This is a genomic window from Hyalangium minutum (assembly GCF_000737315.1).
In the GTDB taxonomy this organism is placed as follows: Bacteria; Myxococcota; Myxococcia; order Myxococcales; family Myxococcaceae; genus Hyalangium; species Hyalangium minutum.
In genome coordinates this window covers 40,529-60,061 of sequence record NZ_JMCB01000005.1, presented here as the reverse complement: position 1 = coordinate 60,061, position 19,533 = coordinate 40,529, and the positions used below count along the sequence as shown (strand labels likewise).

Annotated in this window: 15 protein-coding genes; 9 read left to right on the top strand and 6 right to left on the bottom strand. The window is 69.6% G+C overall.

Translation table 11 applies throughout. The features are described from left to right. The first annotated feature begins 26 nt into the window (after positions 1-26). The 6 genes from DB31_RS13840 to DB31_RS13815 all read left to right on the top strand — a co-directional run bounded on the left by DB31_RS13840 (position 27) and on the right by DB31_RS13815 (position 7,876). Positions 27-1,058: an AAA family ATPase gene (locus DB31_RS13840; protein WP_044187462.1), complete on the top strand. Its 1,032-nt coding sequence runs from the start codon at positions 27-29 to the stop codon at positions 1,056-1,058. 12 nt (positions 1,059-1,070) lie between these two features. Further along, a complete protein-coding gene (locus DB31_RS13835; protein ID WP_044187460.1) occupies positions 1,071-1,952 on the top strand; it encodes a DUF58 domain-containing protein in 882 nt (293 codons plus the stop codon). Then, entirely contained in the window at positions 1,949-4,048 is a 2,100-nt protein-coding gene (locus DB31_RS13830) for a BatA domain-containing protein (RefSeq protein WP_044187458.1), read from the top strand. The genes DB31_RS13835 and DB31_RS13830 overlap by 4 nt, the downstream gene beginning before the upstream one ends. A 79-nt stretch (positions 4,049-4,127) precedes the next feature. Continuing rightward, positions 4,128-6,329: a PAS domain-containing sensor histidine kinase gene (locus tag DB31_RS13825; RefSeq protein ID WP_052419948.1), complete on the top strand. Its 2,202-nt coding sequence runs from the start codon at positions 4,128-4,130 to the stop codon at positions 6,327-6,329. Positions 6,330-6,382: 53 nt separating this feature from the next. After that, on the top strand, positions 6,383-7,195 hold the full coding sequence (locus DB31_RS13820) for a TPM domain-containing protein (protein ID WP_044187456.1): 813 nt from the start codon (positions 6,383-6,385) through the stop codon (positions 7,193-7,195). Positions 7,196-7,204: 9 nt separating this feature from the next. Next, positions 7,205-7,876 carry a TPM domain-containing protein gene (locus tag DB31_RS13815; protein WP_044187454.1) on the top strand — a complete coding sequence of 224 codons (672 nt, stop codon included), beginning with the start codon at positions 7,205-7,207 and terminating at the stop codon, positions 7,874-7,876. A 28-nt stretch (positions 7,877-7,904) separates the two neighbouring features. On the opposite strand, the gene DB31_RS13810 is transcribed toward DB31_RS13815, so the two are convergent. Continuing rightward, a complete protein-coding gene (locus tag DB31_RS13810; RefSeq protein WP_044187452.1) occupies positions 7,905-9,473 on the bottom strand; it encodes an RIO1 family regulatory kinase/ATPase domain-containing protein in 1,569 nt (522 codons plus the stop codon). Between the two features lie 203 nt (positions 9,474-9,676). On the opposite strand from DB31_RS13810, the gene DB31_RS13805 reads away from it, so the two are divergent. Next, complete coding sequence (locus tag DB31_RS13805; RefSeq protein ID WP_044187450.1) at positions 9,677-10,357, top strand: Crp/Fnr family transcriptional regulator; 681 nt, start codon at positions 9,677-9,679, stop codon at positions 10,355-10,357. Between the two features lie 9 nt (positions 10,358-10,366). On the opposite strand, the gene DB31_RS13800 is transcribed toward DB31_RS13805, so the two are convergent. Continuing rightward, positions 10,367-11,605: a cyclic nucleotide-binding domain-containing protein gene (locus tag DB31_RS13800; RefSeq protein ID WP_044187447.1), complete on the bottom strand. Its 1,239-nt coding sequence runs from the start codon at positions 11,603-11,605 to the stop codon at positions 10,367-10,369. Positions 11,606-11,771: 166 nt separating this feature from the next. Between DB31_RS13800 and nagZ the strand changes: the two genes are divergently transcribed. Continuing rightward, positions 11,772-12,869, top strand: a complete 1,098-nt coding sequence (nagZ, locus tag DB31_RS13795; RefSeq protein WP_044187444.1) for a beta-N-acetylhexosaminidase — start codon at positions 11,772-11,774, stop codon at positions 12,867-12,869. Here nagZ and DB31_RS13790 read toward each other — a convergent pair. Then, positions 12,866-13,423 (bottom strand): TetR/AcrR family transcriptional regulator, encoded by a 558-nt coding sequence (locus DB31_RS13790; RefSeq protein ID WP_044187442.1) that lies wholly within the window; start codon positions 13,421-13,423, stop codon positions 12,866-12,868. The two genes, nagZ and DB31_RS13790, sit on opposite strands and share 4 nt — an antisense overlap. Before the next feature lie 46 nt (positions 13,424-13,469). Here DB31_RS13790 and DB31_RS13785 point away from each other — a divergent pair, with 46 nt between their 5' ends. Further along, positions 13,470-15,740 (top strand): molybdopterin-dependent oxidoreductase, encoded by a 2,271-nt coding sequence (locus DB31_RS13785; RefSeq protein WP_044187439.1) that lies wholly within the window; start codon positions 13,470-13,472, stop codon positions 15,738-15,740. Between the two features lie 37 nt (positions 15,741-15,777). On the opposite strand, the gene DB31_RS13780 is transcribed toward DB31_RS13785, so the two are convergent. From DB31_RS13780 to DB31_RS13770, 3 genes are all read right to left on the bottom strand, one after another. Further along, on the bottom strand, positions 15,778-16,254 hold the full coding sequence (locus tag DB31_RS13780; protein WP_205628507.1) for a hypothetical protein: 477 nt from the start codon (positions 16,252-16,254) through the stop codon (positions 15,778-15,780). Between the two features lie 141 nt (positions 16,255-16,395). Next, a complete protein-coding gene (locus tag DB31_RS13775; RefSeq protein WP_044187437.1) occupies positions 16,396-17,781 on the bottom strand; it encodes a sensor histidine kinase in 1,386 nt (461 codons plus the stop codon). Positions 17,782-17,945: 164 nt separating this feature from the next. Further along, on the bottom strand, positions 17,946-19,421 hold the full coding sequence (locus DB31_RS13770; RefSeq protein ID WP_052419945.1) for a 2OG-Fe(II) oxygenase: 1,476 nt from the start codon (positions 19,419-19,421) through the stop codon (positions 17,946-17,948). Between the last annotated feature and the right edge of the window lie 112 nt (positions 19,422-19,533).

Sequence of the window (19,533 nt, the reverse complement as noted above, 5' to 3'; positions counted from 1 at the left end):
CCCTCCAAGGTTAAGAGAACCCCCTTATGGAAAGCGCCGCACCCTCCTCCGCCAACCCGCAGCAGCCGCTCCCGACCGAAGATCTCCGCGCCGTCGAGGAGCTCGCCCAGGCTCGGGCGCAGATCGTCGAGCAGATCGAGAAGCGCGTCGTCGGCCAGCGGGATGTCGTGGAGCACCTGCTCATTTCCCTGTTCAGCCGAGGCCACTGCCTCTTCGTGGGCGTGCCGGGCCTCGCCAAGACGCTGCTCATCTCCACCCTGGCGGACGTCCTCAACCTCTCCTTCAACCGCATCCAGTTCACGCCGGACCTGATGCCCTCGGACATCACCGGCACGGACATCCTGGAGGAGGACAAGGCCACCGGCCACCGCGCGTTCCGCTTCATGCAGGGTCCGCTGTTCGCCAACATCATCCTCGCCGACGAGGTGAACCGCACCCCGCCCAAGACGCAGGCCGCGCTGCTCCAGGCCATGCAGGAGTACCGCATCACCGCGGGCGGCCGCACGTACCCGCTGGACCTGCCCTTCCTGGTGTTCGCCACGCAGAACCCCATCGAGCAGGAGGGCACCTACCCGCTGCCCGAGGCCCAGCTGGACCGCTTCATGTTCCTGGTGGACGTGGGCTACCCCACCGCCGAGGAAGAGGTGCAGATCGTCAAGAGCACCACCGCTGGCGCGCCTCCGAAGCTGGAGAAGATCCTCTCGCCCGAGCGCATCCTCGCGCTGCAGGAGCTGGTGCGCCGGGTGCCGGTGCCGGACCACGTGGTGCGCTACGCCGTGGAGCTGGTGCGCAACACTCGCCCCAAGGAGCCCGGCGTCCCCGAGTTCGTCGCCAAGAATGTGTCCTGGGGTGCGGGCCCGCGCGCCAGCCAGTACCTGGTGCTCGCGGCCAAGGCCCGCGCCATCCTCTCCGGGCGCTTCGTGGCCTCGGTGGATGACGTGCGCGCGCTGGCCCGCCCGGTGCTGCGCCACCGCGTGCTCCCCAACTTCACCGCCGAGAGCGAGGGCATCACCTCGGTGAAGCTGGTGGATCAGCTCGTTGCCACGGTGAAGGGCTAGCCGCGGGGTTCCATGGCGCTGCTCGACGCCCAGACGCTGTCCCGGTTGCAGGGAGTGAAGCTGCGCGCCCGCGCGGTCATGGAGGGCGTGCTCTCCGGCCTCCACAAGAGCCCCCACCAGGGCCAGAGCGTGGAGTTTGCCGAGCACAAGGAGTACGCCCCCGGCGACGAGCTGCGCCACCTGGACTGGAAGGCCTACGGCAAGTTCGACAAGTACTACATCAAGCGCTTCGAGCATGAGACGAACCTGCGCTCGGTCATGGTGGTGGATGCGTCCGCCTCCATGGGCTACCGCAGCGGCGCGCTCTCCAAGCTCGAGGTCGCCAACATCCTCGCCGGAGCGCTGTGCTACCTGCTCGTGCGCCAGCAGGATGCCGCCGGGCTCGCGGTCATGGTGGGCAATGCGTTCAAGGACGTGCCGCCGCGCGCCTCCGCCGGGCACCTGAACGTGCTGCTGGACACGCTGGAGCGCACCCAGGCCCAGGGAACGACGAACCTGGTCAGCGCCGCGGATCACCTCGCCGAGGTGCTCCCGCGCCGCTCCACCGTCATCGTCCTCTCGGACCTACTGGACGAGAACCAGGACGCGCTCAAGCGCATCCTCGCCCTGCGCCAGCGCAAGAACGACGTGGTGCTCTTCCACGTGGTGGATCCCGCCGAGCTCACCTTCCCCTTCGATGATCCCACCCTCTTCCTCGACATGGAGGGGGATGCGCGCGTCGAGGTGAACCCGCGCGAAATCAAGGAGAGCTACCTGGAAGAGTTCGGCGCCTTCCTGGCCAACGTGAAGTCCGCGTGCGCCGAGGCGGACGTGGACTACGAGCTGGTGCGCACGGACGAGCGGCTGGACGAGGTGCTGCTGCGGTTCCTCGGGCGGCGCGGGAGGCGTCGGTGATCTTCGGCAATCCGTGGATGCTGTGGGGCGCGCTCGGCGCCTTCATCCCCCTGCTGGTGCACCTGTTCGACCGGCGGCGGCCCCGGCCCCATCCGTTCCCGCCCATGGCCTTCGTGCTGCGCAGCCAGAAGCGCACGGCCAGCCGGCTCAAGCTCAAGCGGCTCCTCCTCTATATCCTCCGCACCCTCATCCTCCTGGCCATCCCCATCGCGCTGGCCCGGCCCGAGCTGCGACAGGATGCCCAGGCCGCGGCTGTCGCCAAGGGCCCCGCCGCCACCGCCGTGGTGCTGGATGCCTCGCTCTCCATGCGGTGGGGCAAGGACTCCTCGCTCTTCGAGCGCGGCCGGGATGAGGCGCGGGATGCGCTGAAGGACCTGCAGGCCGATGAGCCCTCCACGGTGCTGGTGTGCACGAGCACGCCCACCGCGCCGCCTCCGCTCGGCTTCGATCGCGCGCGGCTCCGGGCGCTCATCGACGAGGCCAAGCCCACCTATGGCACCGCGGACCTGTCGCGCTGCATGGACATGGCCGCGCGCGCATTGGAGGAGAACCCCACGCCCGGCAAGCGGCTGGTGCTCATCTCCGACATGACCGCCACGGCGTTCCGGCTGGAGGCCCCGCCGCCCACCGTGAAGGACCCCACCGGCAAGCTGGTGCGGCCCGAGGTGGTGCTGCGTGACGTGGTGTCCGGCCAGGACGTGCTGCCCAACCACGCGCTGGTTGACCTCAAGATCGAGCCCGCGCTGCAGGCCGGACCCCGTGCTTTCCAGTTCACCTTCACGGTGAAGAACTACGGCCCGGAGGCGCTGAAGGACCTGGAGGCGGCCGTGCGCGAGGGCGAGTCCACGCTCGCCAAGGGCTTCGTGGACGTGCCCGCCAACGGCACCGCGCAGAAGACGCTCACGGTGCGCTTCGCCCGGGGTGGCACGGCGCAGGGCTCGGTGACGCTCGCGCCGGACGAGCTCCCCGAGGACGACCGGCGCGCCTTCGTACTGCCGGTGCCGCGCGCGCTCAAGGCCCTGGTCATCAACGGCTCGCCGCACGCCACGCGCTACCGGGACGAGGCCTTCTTCGTGGAGGCGGCCCTGTCCGCCCCGGGCTCTCCCGTGGAGGTGGCCGTGCGCGACACGGAGGCAGGTTTGAGGGAGAACTTCTCCGCCTACGATTTGGTGCTGATGCTCAACGTGCCCGCCCCGAGCAAGGAGGACGCGGAGCGGCTCAACGCCTTCGTGAACGCGGGCGGCGGCCTCTTCGTGAGCATGGGCGACCGGGTGGACCCGGACGCGTACAACTCGCGGCTCGGTGCGCTGCTGCCCCGGCCACTGCGCCTGGTGCGCACCAGCGTGGAGCGCGAAGACCCCGACGCGGAGACCCAGTCCGCGAAGCTGGCGCAGGTGCAGGTGGAGCACCCCCTGTTCTCGCCCTTCACCGGCCGCGCCGAGGAGGGCCTCATTGGCGCCCGCTTCTACAAGTACATGCTCCTGGAGGCGGACAACCCCGCGGCCGCTGGCACCAGCCAGGTGCTGGCCACCTATGAGGATGGGGCTCCCGCGGTGGCCGTGGCCCGCCGGGGGAAGGGCCGCGTGGCCGTCTTCACCAGCACCGTGGATCGCGACTGGAGCGACTTCGCCATCCGCACCAGCTTCCTCCCGCTCATGCAGCGCTTCGCCGCGTACCTCACCGGCTCGCTCGAGGAGCGCGCCGAGCAGCGCGTGCGCGTGGGTGAGTCCGTGACGATGCGGCCCGAGACGGGCCAGACCGTCACCGCTGTCCGTACGCCGGATGGGACTGAGCTCCCGGTAAAGGCGCAGCCGGATGGCAGCCTCGTGGCAGGACCTCTGAACGAGCCGGGCTTGCATGCCGTGCTGGGCGCCGAGGGTAAGCCGCTCCAGGCGCTCGACTTCCCGGTGACGCTGGATCCGGCCGAGAGTGATTTGACGCGGGTCCCGACAGATACCCTCACGGCCTACTTCGGCGAGGAGACCGTGAAGGCCTCCAGCAGCGACGCGGAGCGCCCCAAAGTGCCTTTGTGGACATGGCTCATCGTCGCCGCGTGCGCTGCCTTCTTCCTCGAGGGCACCCTCCTGCGCAAGTAGTTGAGAATCCGTAGGACTCCCCAATTGGGTGACATGGGCCGCGGGCATGGGTGCTATGCCCGCCGGAGGGAGCCCCTCCGTGCCGACGCGTGATCCCCCGCAGCCCCCGAGTCCCGAGGAGCAGGCCGTTCTGCTGGAACGCGAGCGCCAGGCCCGCCGCGAAGCAGCGGCCGAGCGAGTCCGCCTCGAAAACCTGATCATGGAGGCACCTGCCTTCATCGCCCTGTTCCGTGGCCCCCAGCACGTCTACGTGCTCTCCAATCCGAGGAACACCGAGGCGCTGGGCCACCGGGAGCTCCTGGGCAAGCCCTTCCACGAGGCCCTGCCCGGAGCCGTGTTTCAGGGCTTCGTCGCGCTCCTGGATCAGGTCTATTCGACAGGCAAGCCCTTCTCCGCGGAGCAGATGCCCGTCAAGGTGACCCATCCCGACGGCTCGCAGAGCGAGCGCTTCGTCAACTTCATCTATCAGCCCACGCGAGACGCCCAGGGCAACGTGGACGGAATCGCCAGCTTCGGCTTCGAAGTCACGGCCATCGTCCGCGCGCGCCAGCAGGCGGAGGCGCTGGCCGCCGAGCTGAAGCGCAGCGAGGAGCGCTACCGGGCCTTCGTCACCAAGAGCACCGAGGGCATCTACCGTGTGGACGTATGCCCTCCCATTCCCACCACGGTGCCAGTGGACGAGCAGCTCGACCTCGTCTTCCGGAATACGCACATCGCCGAGTGCAATGACGCCATGGCCCGGATGTACGGCTTCCACAGCGCCACGGAGCTCATCGGCACGCGGCTGGACGCGCTGCTCGTCCGCGAGGATCCCCGCAATCTCGAGTACCTCCGGGGCTTCCTCCAGAACGGCTACCGCATCGAGGACGCGGAGTCGCGGGAGCTGGCCCACGACGGCACGCCCAAGGTCTTCCTCAACAACCTGGTGGGCATCGTCCGCGATGGGCTGCTGCTGGGCGCCTGGGGCACCCAGCGGGACGTGACGGAGCAGCGCCATGCCGAGGAGGAGCTCAAGCGCGCCGAGTCGAACGCGCGCTTCCTCTCCGAGGCGAGCGCCGTGCTGGCTTCGTCCCTGGACTACGAGGCCACCCTGCGCAACGTGGCCCGGCTCGCCGTGCCGTCGCTCGCGGACTGGTGCCTGGTGGACCTGATGCAGGCGGATGGCTCGTTCAAGCGGGTCGAGGCCGTGTGCACGGATCCCGAGGATGATGCGCTCGCACAAGAAATCCGGTGCACCATCGTCACCCGGGACGGCAACCCCCGGTACCCCGTCATTCAGGCCATTACCGAAGGCCGGCCGGTCCTCCTCGCGGACCTCTCGCCTCAAGAGATCGCGCTGAACGAGGCCCATGCAAAACAGCTGGCCGCTACGCGCATCCGCTCGCTGATCTCGGCGCCCTTGGTGGCGCGTGGGCGAACGCTCGGGGTGCTCACCTTCTCCATGTCCCACTCCGGCCGGCGCTACACGCCCGCGGAGCTCACCGTGCTGGGGGAGCTCGCGCGGCGCGCCGCCCTCTCCGTCGAGAACGCCCGGCTCTACCGGGAGGCCCAGGATGCCATCCGCCTGCGCGATGAGTTCCTCTCCATCGCCAGCCATGAGCTGAAGACGCCCCTCACCCCCCTGAGCCTGAAGCTGCAGATGCTCATGCGTGAGGTGCGGCGGCAGCCGGACTCGCCCCTCCGCCACGCGGTGGAGGACTACATCGCCGTAGGTTCCCGGCAGGTGAAGAAGCTGTCCGAGCTCGTGAGTGATCTGCTCGACGTGTCCCGCATCGTCGGCGGGCGGCTGCGGCTGGAGCTCGAGGAGGTGGAGCTGGGGGCGCTCGTCCGCGAGGTGGTGGCGCGCTACGAGCCCGAGGCCGTGCGGGTGGGCTCGAAGCTCGTGCTGAAGGCGGCGCCCGAGGCTGTGACGGGCCGCTGGGATCGGCTCCGGTTGGAGCAGGTCATCACCAACCTGGTCGACAACGCCATCAAGTACGGCGCCGGCAAGCCCTTCCATGTCACCCTGGAGGCCGATCAACACCGCGCCGTGCTGCGCGTGAAGGACGAGGGCATCGGCATCGCGCCCGAGCACCTGAAGCGTATCTTCGACCGCTTCGAGCGCGCCGTGTCCGAGCGCCATTATGGAGGCCTGGGCCTGGGCCTCTACATCACCCGCACCATCGTCGAGGCGATGCGCGGCACCATCCAGGTGGAGAGCGCGCCCGGCCAGGGAGCGCTGTTCACGGTGAGCCTCCCTCGCAGGACCTCGGAGACACCGCCTGGACCTCCGGCGGTGTAGAGTGTCGCAGGGCCAACATCTGGCCCGCTCGTGGTGCTCTCCGGAGGCTCCTGGTGAAGACCCTGGCTCTGCTGGCAGCGCTGCTGCTGGCCATGCCCGCCCACGCGGCACTCCATCTTCCCCCGGCGCCCCCCACCGGGCAGTACGTCGTGGATCTAGCGTCGGTCATCCGCCCTGAGGACGCACAAGAGATCCAGGCCACGGCCGAGCGACTGTGGACAGAGCAGGAGATTCCTCTGTTCGTCGTGACCATCGACACGATGGCGAGGTACGGCGGGGCGCGGATGAGCATCGAGGACTTTGCCTCCCAGTTGTTCCGCGAGTGGGGCATTGGCGTCTCCGGCGCCGTGAGCCCCGAGGACAGCAAGGGGGTCCTCCTGCTGGTGAGCAAGCTCGACCGGAAGGCCCGCATCGAGATGGGCCCCGGCTGGGGCCAGGAGAAGGACGCCTCCTGCTGGAGCATCCTGCAGGACCACCTCATCCCCGCATTCAAGAAGGAGCGCCATTCGTCCGGCCTGGTCCTGGGGGCCTCCGCGCTGGATCTCATGGTCCGCGGCCAGGAGCTTCCCCGAGCGCCCATGTCCCAGGAACGAATGCTGGGCTACGCCGGGGGCGGAGCGCTGGGCCTCTTCACGCTCATCTCGCTGCTGCGCAGCGGCACACAAGGCTACGCCTGGGGCTTCTGGAGCATCGTCTTCAGCGCGCTGTGGGCCATCCTGGGCGCGCTACTGTCGCCCAGGCGTCGCCATCACCACCACCATGGCTGGGGACACTCTCACTCCAGCAGTTCCTCGAGCAGCAGCAGCTCGTGGAGCAGCGGAGGTGGAAGCTCATCACGTGGCGGCGGCGCCACGGGGTCCTGGTAGGGAGGGGCCATGAAGCGCGCATCCACGCTCTTTACTGAAGCGGATCACCGGCGTGTCACCGAGGCCGTCGCCCGGGCAGAGGCCCGCTCCTCCGCGGAGATCGTCCCGGTCATCGCCAGCTCCAGCGGCCGGTATGACCGCGCCGAAGACATGGTCGGGCTCTGGTTCGGGCTCATCACCCTCTGCGTGGGCTGGTGGCTGCTGCAGGGGGTCGAGCCCTCCGAATGGGGCGTGCCCCGTCCCCGGCTCGGACTGCTGCCGGTGGTGGGCCTGGTGCTCGGCGGCTGGGTGCTGGGCGTGGTCCTGGCGCACCTGTCCGGCAGCCTGCGGCTCCTGTTCACCCCGCGCAGCGAGCAGAAGGCCGAGGTGGAACGCGCCGCCCGGCAGGCCTTCTTCGATCGCCGCATCCACCACACTGACGCCGGCAGCGGCTTGCTCGTCTACGTCAGCATGCTCGAGCGCATGGCCGTGGTGCTCGCGGATGCCCAAGTGCTGGAGAAGCTGGGACAGCCCAAGCTGGATGCGCTGTGCGCCAGCCTCGTCTCGGAGCTGAAGAAGGGCAGCTATACGGACGCGCTCTGCCACACCATTGAGCAGGCGGGCGCCGCTCTCGCCGAGGCGCTGCCCGCCCAGGCGCAGAATCGCAACGAGCTCACCGATGCGCTGGTGGTGATGGACTGAGACGCCTCCTCAGCGGACCGCGGGCGGCTCAGGACTCCTCGGGAGAGCCACCCGTCCCCGGCTCCGAAGCGGTGCCGCGGGACACATAGGAGACCACAGGCGCAGCAGCCCCCCGCCGACCCTGGCGCGGTTGACGCGTGCCCTGGGGCCGATCACCACCGCGACCGCCCTGGTGCCCGTGCTGCTGAGGACGGCCTCCGGCCTGCGCGGAATGCGGGGCACTTCCACCCGAAGCGTGGGGAGCATTGCCGCCGCGAGGCGCGCCGTGCCCTCCTCCTCCGTGAGGGCCTCGCCGGTGATGCGGCGCTCCCTGCCCGCCGCCTCCGTGCTGAGCGCGCGCCCCGTGCGAATGGCCGGAGCCACCGCCGCCGTGTGAGACGCGGGTGCCGTTCGGCTGTCCCGAACCTCCAGCGCCGTGCGAGGCGTGTGCACCATTCGTCTGCCCCGAGCCTCCGCCACCGTGCTGAGTCTGCGCACCCTGGGGCGGCTTCGAGGGACGCCCGCCGCCCTGAGGACGATCACCGTGCGGCCGAGACTGCCCGTTCCCCTGGCGAGGAGCCCCGCCCGTTGGAGGACCTCGCCGGCCACCGCCCTGAGAACCGCCTCTCGAACCGCCCCGGTGGTGCGGACGATCTCCGCCCCGGGCGGCCTTCGCGAGCTGGGCCACCTTGGGCCGCTCGCCGCCACCCTGGCGCAGGATCGCGAACTCGTCCTCCTCCACCGCGGGAGCTGGGGCCTCGCGCGCCTCTTGCACCGGCGCGGGTGAACGGTCTCTCGGCGGGAACGAGCGTCCCCCTTCACCCTGAGGCCGACCTCCCTGACGGGAGCCGTGCCGCGGGCCCCGGCCATCCGGTGCGCCTCGGCCCGACGGCTCGAAGTCCGGCGTCAGCTCACGCCGCACGTAGGCCCGCCAGATCTCCGAAGAATCCCCCGCGCGCCCCATCAGCCCCGGGTCATAGCCCGCGAAGAAGAGCTGCAGGTTGTCCAGGTCCCGCTTGAAGAAGAACTCCGCACGGCTGTTGGCCGCCGCCGACACCGTCTGCGGAAAGTCGATGATGGTGGGGCCGGCTGCCCCGAGCAGGATGTTGTACGCGCTCAGGTCGCCGTGGATCAGATCGGCGCAGAGGATCTTCACCGCCTGCTGGCGCAGGTCCCGGTAGAACTCCGCCGCCAGCTCTGGCGTGAGCAGCGCGTCAATCAAGCGCGGCGCGGGCTGGCCCTCGGCGTCCACCACCAGCTCCATCAACAGCACGCCCTCGTAGAACATCACCGGCGAGGGCACCCGCACCCCGGCGGTGTGCAGCTTGCCGAGCGTCTCCGCCTCGGCCGTCTTCCACGCCTCTTCCTCGGCCTCCTGGCCGAAGCGGCTGCCCTTCTCCATCGCCCGCCGCGTGCGGCTGTTGCGGACCAGGCGCCCTTCCTTGTAGCCGGCGTTGTTCTTGAAGTTGCGCTGGGTGCGCTCCTTGTAGATTTTCGCCGCCACGTACTGGCCGCCGTGAACGACGATGTACACGTCCGCCTCTTTGCCGCTCTTGAGGCGGGCGGTGACTTCATCGATCACGCCATCGGCGAGAAGGACTTCGAGCGCTGCGTGCATATCAGCCTTGTGTGTATCACGCTTACCCAGCTCGTGGCGCTGCCACCTCGAGCACATTTGCCCGCCCTACTCCATGGCAGCACGTCGGGCCCCTCGGCGGCCGCTCCCTTCCCCGCCTGCTCAATCTACCCTACCCTCCAGGTCCGTTGCAGCAAAACGCGAATTACCCGCTATCCTACAGCCCTCCCTGGTGAGGAGGCCCGGTGTCGTACACGCAGCTGCTGGCCAAGGTTCCCATATTCGAGCACCTCGCGGAGGGGGAGCTCAAGCACCTGTCCGGCCTGCTGCAGGCCCGACGCTACCCCCGGGGAGAGGTCATCTTCCATCAGGGAGATGTAGGTACCGCGCTCTTCATCATCCGCAAGGGGCAGGTGGCCATCCGCCTCAGCTCTCTGGACGGCAAAGAGGTGACGCTGGCCCTGCTGGAGCGCGGTGACTTCTTCGGAGAGCTGGCGCTGCTGGACGGCGAGCCCCGCTCGACGGACGCCGTGGCCCGGAAGGAGACGGAGCTGCTGTGCCTACAGCGGGAGAGCTTCCACCAGTACCTGGACAGCTCGCCCCGGGTGGCCCGAGGGCTGCTGGCGTCCATGAGCCTGCTGGTGCGGCGGGTGACGCAGCTGGTCCACGACGCGACGTTCCTGGATGCGCGCACCCGGCTGATCCGCGTGCTGCTCGAGCTGGCCCGGAGCCAGGGCCAGCTGGGCCCCGACGGCGTGGTCATCTCCCAGAAGCTCACGCAGGTGGAGCTGGCCAACCTGTGCGGCCTCACCCGCGAGAGCACCAACAAGTGGCTGCGCTTCTTCGTCCGTGAGGGCCTGCTCTCCTACGAGGGGGGCCAAATCACCCTGGTCCACCCCGATCAGCTCCAGAAGCAGGCCCAGTGAGCGGGCCGCTCAGATGCAGACGTCGTCCTCTTCGGGAGCCTCGCCCGCGATGAGGCTCGCGGTGCGCTGGAGGCGCTCGGAGGCCAGGCGCGAGAGGTAGTCGCGCAGCCCGGGTTGCTGGAGCAGGTGCCGCTCGCACGCATCGCGGCTCAGCCGCAGCAGGGTGCAGGGCGTCTCCGTGGTCACCGTGGCCGTGGCCTGCGTGCCGAGCACCAGGGCGATCTCTCCGAACATGTCGCCCTCCTGGAGCGGCTGGGAGGCGAGCTCGCCGCCCTCGGAGCGCTGGTGCGTCACCCGGCAGCAGCCTCGCAGCAGCACGTAGAGCGCGTCCACCGCGCGGCCCTGGGCGATGAGCGGCCGGTCCGCCGGCATGGAGCAGAGCTGGAACTCGAGCGCCACGGCCTCGCGCTGCGCCTGCGACAGCGAGCGGAACAGGGGGTTCTGGCTCAGCAGCTGGCTGAGCATCCGCTCCCGGTAGAAGGTCTGCAGCACCTGCCCCACCGCGGGGTACTGGAGGATGAGCTGCTCCACGCGCGAGCGCGTCAGCTCCAGCACCACCGTGGGCTCATACGCCTGGATGCGGGTGTGGCGGCAGGCCTCGCCTCCGAGCGCCATCTCCCCGAAGAGGTTGCCCTCGCCCATGAGCGCCACCGGGCGGTCGCCGCCCTTGCCCTGCTTCTGCACCACCTCCACGCTCCCCTCCACGATGACGAACATGGAGGTGGCGGCCTTGCCCTCCTCGATGACGACGTCACCGGGCTGGAAGAAGCGCATCTCCAAGCCCTCGAGGAGCGACAGGAAGGCGTCTCCGCCCAGCTGCGAGAAGACGGGGAAGCGCGGCACCTTGCCCGTGCCCGGCTTGGACACCACGGCCTCGGGCTCCGAGGGCGCCGAGGCCGGCGCGGGCGCGGGCAGGGACGGCGGCATCTGCCGGCGGGCGTAGAGCTGCGCCAGCAGGCGCTGGGTGCGCTCGTGGCGAGGCTCGATCTGAAGGATGATCTTGCACAGGGCGATGGCCCTCAGCAGCCAGCCGCGCCGGGCCCAGGCATCCGCCAGAGCCTCGTAGGTGAGCAGGGCCTCCTTGCGGCGGCCGAGCCGCTGGAACAGCTCCGCCACCTTGCGGCGGCTGGTCAGGTCCTCCGGGACCTCCTCGGCGAGCTTCTGGTACTCCGCGAGCGCCGCCTCCACCGCTCCCGAGGCCAGCAGCTCCTCAGCCCTGTCCTTGCGCTGACGCACCACGTCCGTCATGGAGTTCCCCCTTTTCACGCCCGTGCTTGCCTCACGGCTTTCCGAGCTTCCCTGCGTAAGCCTGCCTCCTTTCCAGCCAGGGGATCTGTGACGGGCTTCACGTCCTGGGTGTGAAGCCGTTCACACCCCTCCCTCTGGAGCCCAATGTAGGTAAGGTGAGGCCGTAATGACCCGCTCCGCCCTCTACCGCGATTGCGCCCGCCTCTTCATGGTGGGCTTCCCAGGCACCACCGTTGATGGGGACTTCGCCGCCCTCATGGACGACGGCATCTTCGGGGCCATCCTCTTCAAGCGGAACGTCGGCTCCGCCCAGGACACGGCCGCGCTGTGCCGGGACATCAAGAAGCGCGCGGGGCGGCCCTTCATCCTCTCGGTGGATCAGGAAGGCGGCCGCGTGGCCCGGCTGCGCGGGGAGCCCTTCACCGCCCTGCCCTCCATGCGCGAGCTGGGCCAGCGCGGGGACGAGGGCCTCGCCGAGCGCGCGGGGCAGCTGCTCGCGCACGAGCTGCGCGCCGTGGGCTTCGACTGGGACTTCGCTCCCGTGCTCGATGTGGACACCAACCCAGCCAACCCCGTCATCGGCGACCGCAGCTTCAGCCGGGATGCGGAGACGGTGGCGCGGCTCGGCGTGGCGCTCGGGCGCGGGCTGGAGGCAGGTGGCGTAGCCTCGTGCGGCAAGCACTTCCCCGGCCACGGAGACACCACCACGGACAGCCACCTCACCCTGCCCCGGCTACCGCATGACTTGGAGCGCCTGCGCCGCGTGGAGCTGGTGCCCTTCAAGGCTTTCGGGAAGGCGGGGCTCGCGTCGCTGATGACGGCGCACGTGCTGTTCGACGCCATCGAGCCCGGAGTGCCCGCGACCATGAGCCACAAGGTGCTCCATGGCCTGCTGCGCCAGGAGCTGGGCTTCGACGGGGTGCTCGTGAGCGATGACCTGGAGATGAAGGCCATCGCGAACTACTACTCCGTGGAGGAGGCCGCGGTGCAGGGCACGCTGGCCGGAGTGGATCTGTTCCTCGTGTGCCACCGCGTGGACGTGCAGCGGCGGGCCATCGAGGCGGTGGTGAAGGCCGTGGAGTCCGGCCGAATCCCGCGCGAGCGCATCACCGAGGCCCACCGCCGGCTCGCCCGGCTCGAGGCCCGCTTCGCCCATCCTCCCGAGGACCGGGTGGCCACGCTCGGGGACGCGCAGCACCGCGCGCTCGCCAACGGCCTGGCCAGCACCTTCGCCGGGAAGGACCCGACCGAGGTGCTGACCTAAGCCTTCAGCAGCCGCCGTACCGCCACGCGCGCATGGGCGAGCACCTCGCGTTGGGCCGTCTCCGTCGAGAGCGCGCGAGCCACGGAGACCGCTCCCACGCACTGGGTGACGAGCGCACTCCCGAGCGCACGATCGCCGACCTTCTCAGCGATGACGGCAACGAGCTCTTCGAAGGCGCGCTCGACCACGGCTCGGGTGGCGGCGGGGGCGCGGCCCATCTCCGCGGCCAGAGCGGGCAACACGCAGCCCGCACCAGGGCTTCGCACGTGCACGAGGCTCAGGTACGCATCGACCGCGCGAAGCACCTGCTCCTCGGATTGAGGCTCGATGGATGAGAAGCGCTCCTGGGTCGATTGGAGCTCCGCTTCGCAGATGGCCGCCAGCAGCGCCTCCTTGCCTTCGAAGTGCTTGTAGAATGCCCCGCTGGTGAGGCCTGCGGAGCGTGCCAGCGCGTCGATCCCGCTCGCGGCGAAGCCCTGCTCCTTGGCCAGTGCCGCGCTCTCGCGCACGAGCTTGTCCCGAGTGCCTGCTTTGTGGTCGGTAGAGTAACGCATGGTGTCGTCTTGACAGGATAACGATCGCTATCCCATCATTCAAGCCATGCCCACGGAACAGACGGCCTGCATTCTGTGCTCGCGGAACTGTGGTCTTCGCGTCGAGACGGAGGGGATGCGCATCAAGGGCATCCGCGGCGATGACGCGCATCCGGTGTCGAAGGGCTACCTCTGTCAGAAGGCCGGGCGGCTGGCGCACTACCAGGAGCATGCGGACCTCCTGGAGCACCCGCTGCGCCGAACGCCCGACGGCAGCTTCGTCCGTGTCACCTGGGACGAAGCGCTCGCAGACATCGCGCAGAGGCTCATCGCGCTCCGAGAGCGCCACGGGGGACGCGCCTTCGCGTTCTACGGAGGTGGCGGCCAGGGGAACCACCTCGGCGGTGCCTACAGCAGGCAGTTGCTCAAGGCGATGAAGAGCCGCTTTGTCTACAGCGCGCTCGCCCAGGAAAAGACCGGCGACTTCTGGGTCAACGGCCGCCTGTTCGGCGATCAGCGCTGCCACCTCACGGAGGATGTCGAGCACGCCGACTTCGTCCTGTTCGCCGGCACCAATCCCTTCCAAGCGCACGGGATTCCCAACGCTCGCGACACGCTGCGCGAGCTGAAGAAGGACCCGGCGCGCACGATGGTGGTCATCGATCCGCGCAAGACGGAGACTGCACGCCTGGCGGACGTGCACCTCCAGCCCCGCCCGGGGACCGACGCATTTCTCCTGGCGGCCATGCTTGCGATCATCGTCCGGGACGGGCTGCACCACCGCGAGTTCCTCTCCCGCCGCTGCACGGGCTTTCCGGCGTTAGAGGAGGCGCTTCGCTCGATTCCAATCGAAGCGTTCGTTCGCCGGGCCGATGTGCCGCTCGCGGACGTCGAGCGGGTTGCACGGGGCTTCGCGCAGGCGCGCGCGGCGTGCGTCCGCGTCGACCTCGGGCTGCAGCAGAGCCTGCACAGCACGCTCAACTCGTACCTCGAGAAGCTGCTGTTTCTCGTCACCGGGCACTTCGGCAAGCGCGGCGGGAACAACTTCCACTCGTTCCTCCTGCCCATCCTGGGCCATACCGACGAGCGCAACACGCGCCACCCGCGCACCGCTCACCACGGGATGTACCCCATCGCCGGGCTGTACCCACCGAACATCCTGCCGGACGAGATTCAGCACGAGGGCGAGGATCGCCTCCGTGCGATGTTCGTGGACAGCGCCAACCCCGTGCTCACCGGCGCGAACACGGCGGCTTACGAGCGAGCCTTCTCGAAGCTGGAGCTCCTGGTCGTCGTGGACGTGGCGATGACGGAGACCGCACGTCTGGCGCACTACGTGTTGCCGGCGGCTACGCAGTTCGAGAAGTGGGAGTGCACCGGCTTCAACCTGGAGTTCCCGGACAACGCATTTCACGTGCGGCACCCGCTCTTTCCGCCTCGCGCCGAGACCCTGCCGGAGGCGGAGATCTACACACGGCTCCTCGAGTCGATGGGCGAGCTCCCGCGCACGTTCCCCGTGCTCAAGCGCATCGCCGAGGTGGAGCCAGCAGCAACGCACCCCTTCGGATTCCTGGCCGCGTTCGCCGCCCAGCTCGCAGCCAAGCCGCGCCTGCGCCCCTACGCGGCGTCCATCGCCTATCGCACGCTCGGCCCGGTGCTGAGAACCGCGCGCGCGAACCCGGAGCGCGTGCCGCCCGCCGCCACGGCCCCGCTGCTCGGGCTCACGCTCGACCTGGCGAACCGGGAGCGGGCCGCGGTCCAGAGGGCTGGCCACCGTGGGAATCGCCTCACCCTCGGAGCCTCGCTCTTCCGTGCCATCCTCGATCGTCCGGAGGGGGTGCTCGTGACGCGCCACACGTTTGACGACGCCTGGTCATTTCTCCGGCACGCCGACGGACGCATCCACCTCGACATCCCCGAGATGCTCGCCGCCCTGCGCGCCCTGCGAGACGAGCCCGAGGCCGTCCCTCCGCTCGTGCTGCTCGCGGGCGAACGCCGCTCGTACAACGCCAACCAGATCTTCCGCGATCCGGCCTGGCGCAAGACGGACCTCGAAGGGGCGATGCGCATGCACCCGGATGACGCGCGGGCGCTCGGCCTGGTGCAGGGCTCGAGAGCGATCTGCACGTCGGACACCGGCGAGCTTGCGGTCACCATCGAGCTCGACGAAGCGCTCCGCCCTGGGATGGTCACGCTCCCCCACGGGTACGGGATGCGCTATCGCGGGGGGGAGCCAGCGGGACCGCAGCTCAACCGCCTCACGGCGAGCGAGCATTGTGACCCGCTGGCACGCACGCCCTACCACAAACACGTGCCCGTGAAGGTCCGCGCTGCGTAGGGGGGCAGGTGTCATCCGCCGTGTGACTCCGAGAAGCTCATGGGCCCGGGATGTACCCGCGCTGACTCTCGGCGGATCGAGGACCGCCGATGTTCCTCGTGCGCACATCGTAGCCCAGGCGTGCCCGCCAACCCATGTCAGCCGAGCCTTCGGGATTACCCACCTCGAGCGCGACGTCTTTACCGCTGACGCCCAGCTCGGGCGCCGGGGGGGCGGGCCGGCCTGTCACATCCACCAAGCGCGAGTTGCCCAGCTTGCCCGCCGCCTCGGGCGTGCGCGGATCAATGCTCGAGCCGAGCTGCGCGATGGTGCCGTTGTAGCCCCGGTCCGGCGAGTACTGGTACCGGGCGTAGGTGCCCGGAGGCAGGTGAGCCTTCTCGGTTCCGAAGAAGGTCTCGGGAGGTCCCTCCTGCCTGACGGAGCCTGTATCTGGCAGATACTTGCAGCCCGCACACAGCCCAGCCACGGCCAGGCCGGCCAACACCTTCCACGCTCGAAAGCCGCTCTGTCTCATGCCCGCTCCCCGGGAGGCATCCAGGCCCCCCATTGCCTCTAAGGGATGAGCACCCCCGCGCCCGGCCACCACCCATCAGCCGGACAGCCCACCTGGAGTCAGCCCGCCCCCGGAGCAACCAGGCAGGCCTCGTACAGGGCGCTAGTGGGGCAGCTCAGGCTTGAGCGGCAGCTCCACCCGGAAGCGCGTGTCCCCCGGCTTCGACTGCAGGTGGATTCGCCCGCCGAGCCGGCGCTCGACGATGCGCCGCGCGATGTCCAGCCCCAGCCCCGTGCCCTGGCCCAGGAGCTTGGTGGTGAAGAACGGCTCCCAGATGCGCGACTGCAGCTCCTCGGGAATGCCTGGGCCGTCGTCGCCGATCTCCACGTGGACCTCGTCTCCGTGGCGGCTGGTGCTCACCAGCAGCGTGCCGCGGTCCTTCATGGCGTCCAGGGCGTTCTCGATGAGGTTGGTCCACACCTGGTTCAGCTCGCCGCCATGGGCCCAGAGCTTGGGCAGCGAGGTGTCGTAGTCGCGCGTCACCGTCACGCCGCCGCGCATCCGGTGGGCGAACATGGCCAGCGTCGCCTCCAGCCCCGAGTGCAGGTCCACCTCCTGGAGCGTGTCCTGGTCCTTGTACGTGTACTGCTTCACAGCGGCGATGAGCGAGGTGAGCCGCTCCGTGCTCGAGACGAGCACCTCCGCGAGCTCCGCCAACGAGAGCGTCGCCTCGAGCCACGCCAGCCCCACCTGCAGTGCCTGTCCCTCCAGCACCGCCCCCAGTTCCTCCAGGTGCGGCACATCCACTCCCGCGTTCGCCAGGGTGGAGGCGCGAGAGAACGACTGCCGCATGCCATGGTCCGACAGCCACTCGAGGAGCGCGTCCTCCAGCGCACTCCGTGCCAGGGCATCCAAGACCTGGGGCTTCGAGACGAGCAGGGCCTGCAGCACTTCCGACAGGGCCTTGCACTGGGCCTCGGTCAGCCGGCGATCCTGGGCGAGCGAGCGCTGCTGAGAGGTGAGGCACTCCTCGCGAAGCTGATCCGCCGCGCGCCGGGCCGCAGCCGCGGGGTTGTTCAGCTCGTGAGTCAGGCTCGCGGCCATGCGGCCCAGCGCCGCCAGCTTCTCCTGCTCGCGGACCTGCGCCTCCACCTCCTGGTGCCGTGCCACCACGGACTGGAGCGCGAACCTCGCCAGGGGCGTGCCCTCGGACACACCGCGGCGGAACCTGTCCGCGCTCAGTTGCAGCACCCGCGTGGGCCTCAGCGCACGGCCCGTGCAGGTGGCAGTGCCTCCGGCCAGCATGGCGAGCTCGCCTACGAACGCTCCGAGCCGGTGGACGGCCAGCACCTGCTCCTCGCCGCCTTGGCGCCGGGTGATGCGGACCTCGCCCGAGAGGATGAAGAAGATGCCTGGATCCTCCTGCCCCTCCATGAAGAGGTCCTCACCAGGCTGGAAGGTTCGCAGCTGGCCTTCCCGCTTCAGTTCCTCGAGGACCTGGGGCGGGAAGGCGGGGAATAGGGAGGTGTCGATGGCATCGTGCAACATGGTCGGGTCCCGGCCGGCAACTCTCTCACTCGCCGTGGTCCCTTCATGGTGGTGATCGACGCTGTGGGTCACAGGGGGAAGCAAGCGAGAGAGCAGGCTCGCGGCGATCCGTCCGCCCTGCGCCTAGCGAGGCTCAGCAGGCATGCCGCCGGGCGCTCGGAGGCTCACGCGGGCAGGAGCTGCGGCGGATGCCACAGCCGCACGGTGGTGTCGTAGGAGGCGCTCGCGAGCCGCTCCCCAGGCAGTACCGCGAGGCTCCGGACGAAGCCCTCGTGGCGGTGGGAGGCCAGGGAGGTGAAGTCCGGCAGGCGGGTGACATGAATGCCGTCGTCTTCTCCGCCGCTCGCCACCCTGTCCTCACTGAGCGGAGCGATGGAGCACACAGCACCGGTGTGCACACGGCGGCAACCCCGAAGCTCCAGGGCCAGGTGAGGAGCCTGCACGAGCTGCCACTGGGAGAGTTCCCCTGTGGCCTGGCCGGAGATGAGCCTTCCGGAAGGAAGGGCGGCGAGTGCACGCACCGGTGCTCCAGTCTCTGCGGGTGCGGAGGCCTCACGCAGCGTCTCCAGGCTCCACAGGCGCACCGTGCCGTCCTCGGAGGCCGAGGCGAGCCGTCCGCCCTCGAGCGGAACGAGCGCCCAGATCCAGCCGGTGTGTCCACGCAGGACACCGAGGGGCGCTCCCTGTGCGGACCACAAGCGAATGGCTCCATCCGCGCCACCGCTCGCCAGCTGCCCATCCGGCAGCGCGGCGAGGCACAGCACGGCTCCCTCGTGACGGCCGATGACCTGAGAGGTCCCCGCCTCCCAGCGGCGCACGGTGCGGTCTCGCGACGCGCTCCACAGCCTTCCCTCGCTGTCCTCCGCCAGCGCGACGACCGAAGCCGTGTGCCCCGTGAGCACCGCGTCCTGCCGCCACGTGTCCCTCGACTGCTTCCACAGCCGCACGGTCCCATCGCGGGAGGCGGTGGCCAGGCTCCCATCCCGGCGGGCCAGCACATGCCAGACGTAGCCCTGGTGCCCGGTGAGCACCTCCGCCGTGTCACCGCGCCCGAGCGACTCGCGCTCATAGAGGACATCCGTCCGCATCACGTACTTGGTGCCCGAGGTGACGGCCTCTCCGTCGTGCCAGAGCTCGTGGTCGAAGACGATCAGCGTGCCCGCCTCGGGCCGCACCACGCCCAGCAACCCCGCGTCCTCCGTGCGCTCGGCGTAGTAGCGCGTCGCTCCGCCGGAGAACTCCCCGCTGTCGTTGAGGTACAGCATGCACGTCAGCCGCGAGCGCACCTGGGGGCTCTGTGCATACGCCCCATCCCGGTGGATGCAGAACCGCTGGCCTCCCCGGTAGCGGCAGAAGCGGAAGCGCGGGTTGAGCCCCTGCAGGCGCCACGCCTCACCCGACGCGTCCACGAGCCGCTCAGGCAAGAAGGGACGAATGCGCTCGAAGACAGCCTCCGCCAGCGCCGCGTCGTCGCGGACCCGGCGGTCGTTGTCCCGGTACGAGGGCGGGTAGTCCCCTCCCATCGCCTGGAAGCCCGCCTCCTCCGCCTCCTGGATGACTTGGGCACACTCGCCCCGGGAGAACACCCCTCGCAACAGGAAGCACGGCAGATCCGTCCGGATGCCAGCCTCCTGACGCACAACCCTCGCGGTGTCCATCAATCTTGGTTGCATGACCAAAATATGTCACGGCGTTCCTCGCGGGGCAAGTCTCTCTGGCCCGCGGAGGCCGGGCAGGAGCCTGTACGCCAAC

Coding starts and splice junctions, on each gene's coding strand:
- DB31_RS13840 (WP_044187462.1), top strand. CDS start 27: ATGGAAAGCGCCGCACCCTCCTCCGCCAACCCGCAGCAGCCGCTCCCG.
- DB31_RS13835 (WP_044187460.1), top strand. CDS start 1,071: ATGGCGCTGCTCGACGCCCAGACGCTGTCCCGGTTGCAGGGAGTGAAG.
- DB31_RS13815 (WP_044187454.1), top strand. CDS start 7,205: ATGAAGCGCGCATCCACGCTCTTTACTGAAGCGGATCACCGGCGTGTC.
- DB31_RS13810 (WP_044187452.1), bottom strand. CDS start 9,473: ATGCACGCAGCGCTCGAAGTCCTTCTCGCCGATGGCGTGATCGATGAA.
- DB31_RS13800 (WP_044187447.1), bottom strand. CDS start 11,605: ATGACGGACGTGGTGCGTCAGCGCAAGGACAGGGCTGAGGAGCTGCTG.
- nagZ (WP_044187444.1), top strand. CDS start 11,772: ATGACCCGCTCCGCCCTCTACCGCGATTGCGCCCGCCTCTTCATGGTG.
- DB31_RS13790 (WP_044187442.1), bottom strand. CDS start 13,423: ATGCGTTACTCTACCGACCACAAAGCAGGCACTCGGGACAAGCTCGTG.
- DB31_RS13785 (WP_044187439.1), top strand. CDS start 13,470: ATGCCCACGGAACAGACGGCCTGCATTCTGTGCTCGCGGAACTGTGGT.
- DB31_RS13780 (WP_205628507.1), bottom strand. CDS start 16,254: ATGAGACAGAGCGGCTTTCGAGCGTGGAAGGTGTTGGCCGGCCTGGCC.
- DB31_RS13775 (WP_044187437.1), bottom strand. CDS start 17,781: ATGTTGCACGATGCCATCGACACCTCCCTATTCCCCGCCTTCCCGCCC.